Annotated in this window: 5 protein-coding genes; 3 read left to right on the top strand and 2 right to left on the bottom strand. The window is 71.9% G+C overall.

The window, feature by feature from the left end:
* Window positions 1–79 precede the first annotated feature (79 nt).
* Window positions 80–649 carry a polysaccharide biosynthesis/export family protein gene (locus ABD067_RS11165; protein WP_343895367.1) on the bottom strand — a complete coding sequence of 190 codons (570 nt, stop codon included), beginning with the start codon at window positions 647–649 and terminating at the stop codon, window positions 80–82.
* 236 nt (window positions 650–885) lie between these two features.
* Here ABD067_RS11165 and ABD067_RS11170 point away from each other — a divergent pair, with 236 nt between their 5' ends.
* The 3 genes from ABD067_RS11170 (at window position 886) to ABD067_RS11180 (ending at window position 5,644) form a co-directional block, all read left to right on the top strand.
* Window positions 886–3,156, top strand: coding sequence for a GumC family protein (locus ABD067_RS11170; protein WP_343895369.1), 2,271 nt, complete (start codon window positions 886–888; stop codon window positions 3,154–3,156).
* A 12-nt stretch (window positions 3,157–3,168) separates the two neighbouring features.
* Window positions 3,169–4,173, top strand: a complete 1,005-nt coding sequence (gene galE / locus ABD067_RS11175) for a UDP-glucose 4-epimerase GalE (protein WP_343895370.1) — start codon at window positions 3,169–3,171, stop codon at window positions 4,171–4,173.
* Between the two features lie 139 nt (window positions 4,174–4,312).
* The gene (locus ABD067_RS11180) at window positions 4,313–5,644 is read left to right on the top strand and encodes a hypothetical protein (protein WP_343895371.1); all 1,332 of its coding nucleotides are present in this window, start codon (window positions 4,313–4,315) and stop codon (window positions 5,642–5,644) included.
* Here the strand turns inward: ABD067_RS11180 and ABD067_RS11185 are convergent.
* A partial coding sequence (locus ABD067_RS11185) for an acyltransferase family protein (RefSeq protein ID WP_343895372.1) occupies window positions 5,606–6,636 on the bottom strand: 1,031 nt, incomplete at its 5' end. The genes ABD067_RS11180 and ABD067_RS11185 overlap by 39 nt on opposite strands.

The following is a 6,636-nucleotide window of genomic DNA, read 5'->3' on the forward strand; positions in this document are numbered from 1 at the left end:
GGCTGCTCCCCCTTCGCCGGCGACGGAGGGGCGCAGCCGGCGGCAAGGAGCATGGCGAGGGCGGTCGCCGCAGGGCGGATCAGAAGCGCCGCTCGAACACGGTCACGACATCGCCCGGTTGCAGCAAGGCTTCGCGGTTGGCGCGGTACTCCACCGGGCGGCCTTCCTCGTCGATCCGGGTGATCGAGACGTAATCGCGCACGGCGCGGTAGTTGAACCCGCCGGCCACCGCGACACCCGTGAGGGCCGTCATGCCGGGTTGGTACGGGAACTGGCCGCCCCGCTCCACTTGGCCGAGCACGAAGACGGGCCGGTACGAAATCACCTGCACGGACGCGCTCGGGTCGCGGAACAGGTTCTTCTGGCGCATCTCCTGTTCGATGGCGCGTTCCACCTCCGGCGTGGTGCGGCCGGCCGCGCGGATGGTGCCGACCAGCGGCAGGGCGATGGTGCCGGCGTCGGACACGCGGAACTCGCCGGTGAGGCGCGGGTCGTTGAAGACGGTCACGCGGACCTGGTCCTCGGGGCCGAGGCGGTAGGCGCTCTGCGTCGTTTGCGGCAGGGGCGGCAGGTTTCCGCCCGGCGACGCGCACGCGGCCAAGGCGGAGGCCGTGATGAGCATCATTCCGAGGCGTCGGGATATCCGCATGGTTGAGCATCCTCTTCGGTGCACGTTGCAGTTCGGTCGCGGGAGTCGCACCGTCCGCCCTGTTTGCCAGAACGCGGACCGCGCGCACATTCGCGTTTCCTTGCGCAGGTGGTTCATCACGCCTTTTTTTGATCGCTTGCGGCGAGTTCGCCACGCCGTTTGTTGACCCGGGGCTGTTCTGCCCCTCAATTCCCGTGCTGCATTGCAGCGCGACAATCAAGGAAGACGATCGGCGAATGCTAGACAGACCGCTTGACTCCCGGGCGCCGGGCGATCGCCGGCCCAGCCTGCGGCAGGCCCCCGTCTCTAGCGAGTTGATCGAGCCGGAAGGTCTGACGCTGACGGCGCTGCTCGCCGCCCTGCGGCGGCGGCGCTGGGTGTTGATCCTGTGCGCGCTGCTGTTCCCGGTGGTCGCCTTCATCGCGGCTCAGAACCTCACGCCGCGGTACACCGCCACGACTTCGCTGATCTACGAAACACAGAGCTACCAAGGGCCGGTGCTCCAGGGCACTCTGTTGCCGGAAAGCACCACCGACGCCGTGATCGCCAGCCAAGTCGAGGTGATACGGAGCCTGTCGGTGATGCGCCGCGTCGCGCGGCAGTTCAATCTCGACGACCGGCCGGAATTCGCTTGGTGGCTGCGCGACGCCGAGCGCGCTTCGACGCCCTGGTACCGGTTGCGGGAGGCGCTCGCCCAACGCCTTTCGGCCGTGTCGCCGGACCTCGCCGAGCTGGTGGCGCCCAAGCCGGTGGCCGACACGCCGCCCAAGGAAAGGGCCGAGGTCCAGGCCGCCGAGGAGGCGCGCGACCGTTTGTTGGTGACGGTGCTGCGGAACTCGCGCGTGCTGCAGGTCCAGTTCACCTCCGAGGACCCGCAACTCGCCCGCGACGTGGCGAACATGGTCGCGCAGCTCTACACAGACGACCAGCTCGAGGCGAAGTTCAACGCGGTGCGCCGCGCCAACGACTACCTTGGCGGGCAGGTGCGGGACCTGCGGCAGGAGCTGCAACAAACCGAGCAGCAGATCGCCGCGCTCCGGGCCACGTCCGGCCTCCAGCGGGGCCAGGACCGCGAAGCGAGCATCGCGGCCGACCTGCTCAGGAAGCTGAACACCGATCTGACCGAGATGCGCAACCGCCAAGCCATCGCCGAGGCGAGGCTCGCCGCTGTGCGGTCTGGCAGCGGCGGCGACATCACGGCCCTCGGCGCCTCCAACCTCGTGCAGCAGCGTGCCATCCTCGATGCCGCGCGGGCTAGGTTGCAGGGCCTGTCGTCCAACCTCGGCGACCGCCACCCCGACGTGGCCAGGGCGCGCACCGAGGTGAACGACGCCCAACGGGCGGTGGCCGGCGAAACGACCCGCGTGGTCCAGGTCCTGCAAACCGAGGCCGCGGCCGCCGCGGCGAGCGTGCGCAGCCTGGAGGCGCAGCTCCGGGAACAAGAGGCGAAGGTCAACCAGAACCAAACCGCCGAAATCCAGATCAACGCGCTGGAGCGCTCCGCCGAAGCGCTCCGTTCGCTGCTGCGGCAGGTGCTGGAGCGGTCGCAGCTCACCGCGTCGCAGAGCGCGATCGAGAAGGCCGACGCGCGCGTCCTTTCCGTGGCGACCCTGCCCGGTGAGCCGAGCTTCCCCAAGATCCCGCTGTTCGTCGCCGCGGCCGTGGTGCTCGGCGTGCTCTTCGGGCTCCTGGTGATCTGGTTCCTGGAGCAGGCGGACAGCACCATCCGGTCCGGCGACGAGGTGCGCTCCGCCCTCGGCCTGCCGAACCTCGCGCTGGTGCCGATGCTCCGGCGCGGCCTGCTCGGGCGGCACCGCGTCGAGGATTACGTGGTGCGCAAGCCGCTGAGCCCCTTCGCGGAGAGCATGCGGACACTGCGCGCGGCGCTGTGGCTCGGCGCCGAGCCGCCGCGCGTGGTGGTCATCACCGCGGCGCGGCCGGGCGAGGGCAAGACCACCACCTCCGTCGCCCTGGCGCGCTCCGCCGCCATGAACGGCGAGCGCGTGCTGCTGATCGACTGCGACGTGCGGCAGCCCTCCTTGGGGCGGGTCTTCCGCGCCGAAGGGGCCGCTGGCGTGACCGACCTGCTGCTCGGGCAGGCGGTGCTGGAGCGGATCATCCGGCGCGACCACCTGTCCTCGCTCGATTACATCCCGGCCGGCGCGGCCGAGATCCACTCGCTCGGCTTGTTCATGTCCGAGGCGATGGCGGGGCTGCTCGACCGGGTGCGGCGCGACTACGACCTGATCGTGCTGGACGCGCCGCCGGCGCTCGCCATGGCCGACGCCCGCGTGGTGGCGCGGCTGGCGGACGCGACGCTGCTGTGCGTGAAGTGGCGCGACACGCCGCGTTCGGTGGTGCGCAATTCCCTCGCCCTGCTCGAGGACGCGCACGCCCGGGTGGTGGGCGCGTGCCTGACGCAGGTGGACGCCAAGGTCCACGGGCGATCCGGTTACGCGGATGCAGAGGTCTACCACCCGCGCTATGGTGGATACTTCCGGGAATAGGACGGGAGCATCATGGCTGGGGGCACTTACCTCGTCACCGGGGGCGCCGGGTATGTCGGCAGCCACTTGGTGTTGGCGTTGGTGGAGCGCGGGGACAAGGTCGTCGTCCTGGACGACCTGCGGCAAGGGCACCGGGACGCGCTGCCGCCAGGCGCCGAACTGGTGCGGGCGGACATCGCCGACCGGCGCGCCTTGGAAGAGGTGTTCGCCGGGTGGCGGTTCGACGCGGTGTTCCACTTCGCCGCGTTGTCGCTGGTCGGCGAGAGCATGCGCGAGCCGCTCCGCTACTGCGCAGAGAACGTCTCGAACAGCCTGCGGCTGGCAGAAGCGGCGGTGAAGGCGGGGTGCCTCCGCTTCGTGCTGTCCTCCACTGCGGCGCTGTTCGGCAACCCGGAGCGGACGCCGATCGACGAAGCGGCCAAGCTCGCGCCCACCAGCGCCTATGGCGACAGCAAGCTGATGGTGGAGCGCGGCCTCGACTGGGCCGACGGCGCGCACGGGCTGCGCTCGGCCTGCCTGCGCTACTTCAACGCGGCCGGCGCCGACCCGAGCGGGCGCATCGGCGAGGACCACGAGCCGGAAACGCACCTCATCCCGCTGGCGATCGGCGCCGCGCTCGGCACGCGGCCGCCGCTCACCGTCTTCGGCACCGACTACCCGACGCCGGACGGCACCTGCGTCCGCGACTACGTCCACGTGACCGACCTCGCGGATGCGCATCTCCGCGTGCTGGAGCGGCTGGAGCACGGGAGCTGCCGCTACAACGTCGGCAGCGGCACGGGCTACTCGGTGCGCGAGGTGATCGAAGCGGTGGAGCGGGTCGGCGGACGCCCCGTGCCGCATCACTTCGGGGAGCGCAGGGCCGGCGACCCCGCCGTTCTTGTTGCTTCATCGCAGCGTTTGCGGGAAGACACCGGCTGGTCGCCCAAGCTCGGCGCGCTCGACGAGATCGTGCGCACGGCCTGGGCGTGGCACTCGGCGCATCCTCGCGGGTTCGACGACCGCAACAAGGCCTGAGATGAACCAGATCCCGGCGCCGTTGGCCCTCCAGTCCGTTCCGCCCATGACGTCGGGCGCTGGCGGAGGGGGGCCTCCGGTGCCGGCGCCGCCGCGGGGTCCTGAGCGGCGGCCGGCCGCTCGGGCGGGCGCCGTGGCCTTGGCCGCGCTCATCCTGGTTTGGCCGGCGTTCTGGAACGGCTACCCGCTCGTTTTCGCCGACACCGGCACGTACCTCGGCCAAGTCCTGCATGTGTACCTGGGCTGGGACCGGCCGCCCTTCTACAGCGTCTTCCTCCTCGCCACGCATTGGCGGTTGACGCTGTGGGGGTCGGTGCTGGCGCAGGGCTTGATCGTGGCGCATCTGTTGGGCGTCACCCTGCGGGTGCTGGGCCGCCCGAACCCCTGGCTGCTGCCCCCCGTCGCCCTTGCCCTTTCCGTCCTCACCGGCTTGCCCTGGACCGCGGCGCAACTCATCCCGGACGTCTTCACGGGCGTGCTGGTGCTGGCGCTTTGGCTGCTCGGCTTCAAGGCGGCGGCCCTGTCCACGGGGGAGCGCCTGTGGTTCGCCGTGCTGGCGGCCGCCTCCATCGCCTTCCACCAGAGCCACGTCCCCCTCGCGTTCGGCCTCGCGCTCTGCGGCGGCGCGCTGCTGCTGGCGGCGCGCGGGGCGCGCCCGGCGTTGCGCGGGGTGTTCCGCATGGCCGGGCCGGGCGTCCTCGCCGCTCTCGCGCTGGTCGCGGTGAACCTCATGGGGCACGGGCGCGCCTCCTTGTCGCCCTTCGGCCCCGTCTTCCTGGCGGCGCGGGTGATCTACGACGGCCCGGGCATGGATTTCCTGCGCCGGGCCTGCCCGGAGGCGGGGTGGCGCGTTTGCGGGAGCCTCGGCCGCCTCGGGCCGTACCACAACGCCTTCCTGTGGGGAACGGACAGCCCGCTCTGGACGGAACTCGGCGGCCCCAAGGCCTGGGCGGCGGAGGCTTCCGAGGTCGTGTCCGCGGTGCTGCGCGACGCCCCCGGCGCCGTGGCCTTGGCCTTCGCCGCGAATTCCCTGGAGCAGTTCCGGATGGTGGGCACCGGCGACGGCGTCGAGCCCTGGCCCGGCGTGCCGGGCCCCGAGCCGCTCATCGCCCAGTTCTTCCCGCACGAACGGGACCTTTTCCTGGCCGCACGGCAGCAACGGGGGCTGCTGGTGCTCGACGCCGGGAGGTGGGCGCCCTTGCACCGTGTCGTGGCCCTTTTCGGCTTCCTGGCCCTGCTCGCCGTGCCCCTGCTGCTCCGGCGCCGTTTGGGCTCGGCCGGCGCCGCGCTGGTGGTGCTGGCGCTCGCGGCCGGCGTGGGGAACGCGGCCATCACCGGCGGCCTGTCCGGGCCGACGCCGCGCTACCAGGCGCGGCTCGCTTGGCTGTTCGCCTTCGCCCCGGCGGCGGTCGCGCTCGCCGCGCCGGGCTTGTCAGTCCGTCAAGCGGTCGAGCGGCGGCAGGCGGCGTAGCAGGAGCGCCTTCACCAGGATCGGCAGCGCCAGCCCGGCCGCGGTGAGGACGACGACGTGGACCGGGAAGGCCTCCTCGGTCCAACCCACGCCCGTCGCTATCAGCAGCGCTTTGGCGAAGCCGATGGCCAGCGTGTTGAACAGGTAAATGGCCATCGCGTAGCGGCCGAGGACCAGCGGCCAGCCCCAGCCCGAGACGGGCGGCAGCCGGACGAGGCCGTGCAGGGCGGGGACGCACAGCAGCCCGCAGGCGAGCAGCGCGGCGCGCTCGCCCATCCACCCGGCGACCGCGAGGCCGATGGCGGTGGCGAAGGCCGCCCACCACAGGGGTTGCAGGCGCTCGAACAGGGGCAGCAGGCGGTCCTGCCGCTCGGCCACCCAGGCGCCGGCGGCGAAGAACACGAAGTGGCTCGCCAAGCGGTCGAGGTAGGCGGCGGGCGGCACCTCCACCGCTTGCAGGACCAAGCCCAGCGCGACGAGGCCGGTGGTGCCGACGCCGAAGCGCAGCAGCGGCACGGCAAGCACCGTGCTCAGGAACAGGACGAGCAGGTACCAGACGGTGACGGCAGGGCTCTGTCCGGTGGTCCAGAACAGATCGCGCAGCCCGGTCCAGAGGCCCTCCGGCCGGTTGTCCACGTGGACAACCTGCATGGCGACCAGCTTGGCCGCCAGGATGAACAGGCCGAGGCCGAAAAAGGGGACCAGCAGCCGCACCGCCCGGCCGCGGAGGACGCGCGGCCAGTCGGCCGGCGCCGACCTGTGCAGCCCGGTCAGCACCACCACGGTGCCGCTCAGGTACAGGAAGAAGGGCATGTGGAAGCGGTAGACCGCGTAGCGGAACGGCTCGTACCACTCCACGCCCGGCGGTTGGTCGCGGGCGACGATGTGGCCGAGCACCACGAGCAGGATGGCGATGCCCTTGGCGCGGTCCAGGTCGAGGCGGCGCGCGCGGGGCCGGGCCGCGGGCGGGGCCTCGGCCGGCGCGGCCGGGA

Origin of the sequence: Craurococcus roseus, assembly GCF_039523795.1 — a bacterium.
Classification (GTDB): Bacteria; Pseudomonadota; Alphaproteobacteria; order Acetobacterales; family Acetobacteraceae; genus Craurococcus; species Craurococcus roseus.

Coding starts and splice junctions, on each gene's coding strand:
- ABD067_RS11165 (WP_343895367.1), bottom strand. CDS start 649: ATGCGGATATCCCGACGCCTCGGAATGATGCTCATCACGGCCTCCGCC.
- ABD067_RS11170 (WP_343895369.1), top strand. CDS start 886: ATGCTAGACAGACCGCTTGACTCCCGGGCGCCGGGCGATCGCCGGCCC.
- galE (WP_343895370.1), top strand. CDS start 3,169: ATGGCTGGGGGCACTTACCTCGTCACCGGGGGCGCCGGGTATGTCGGC.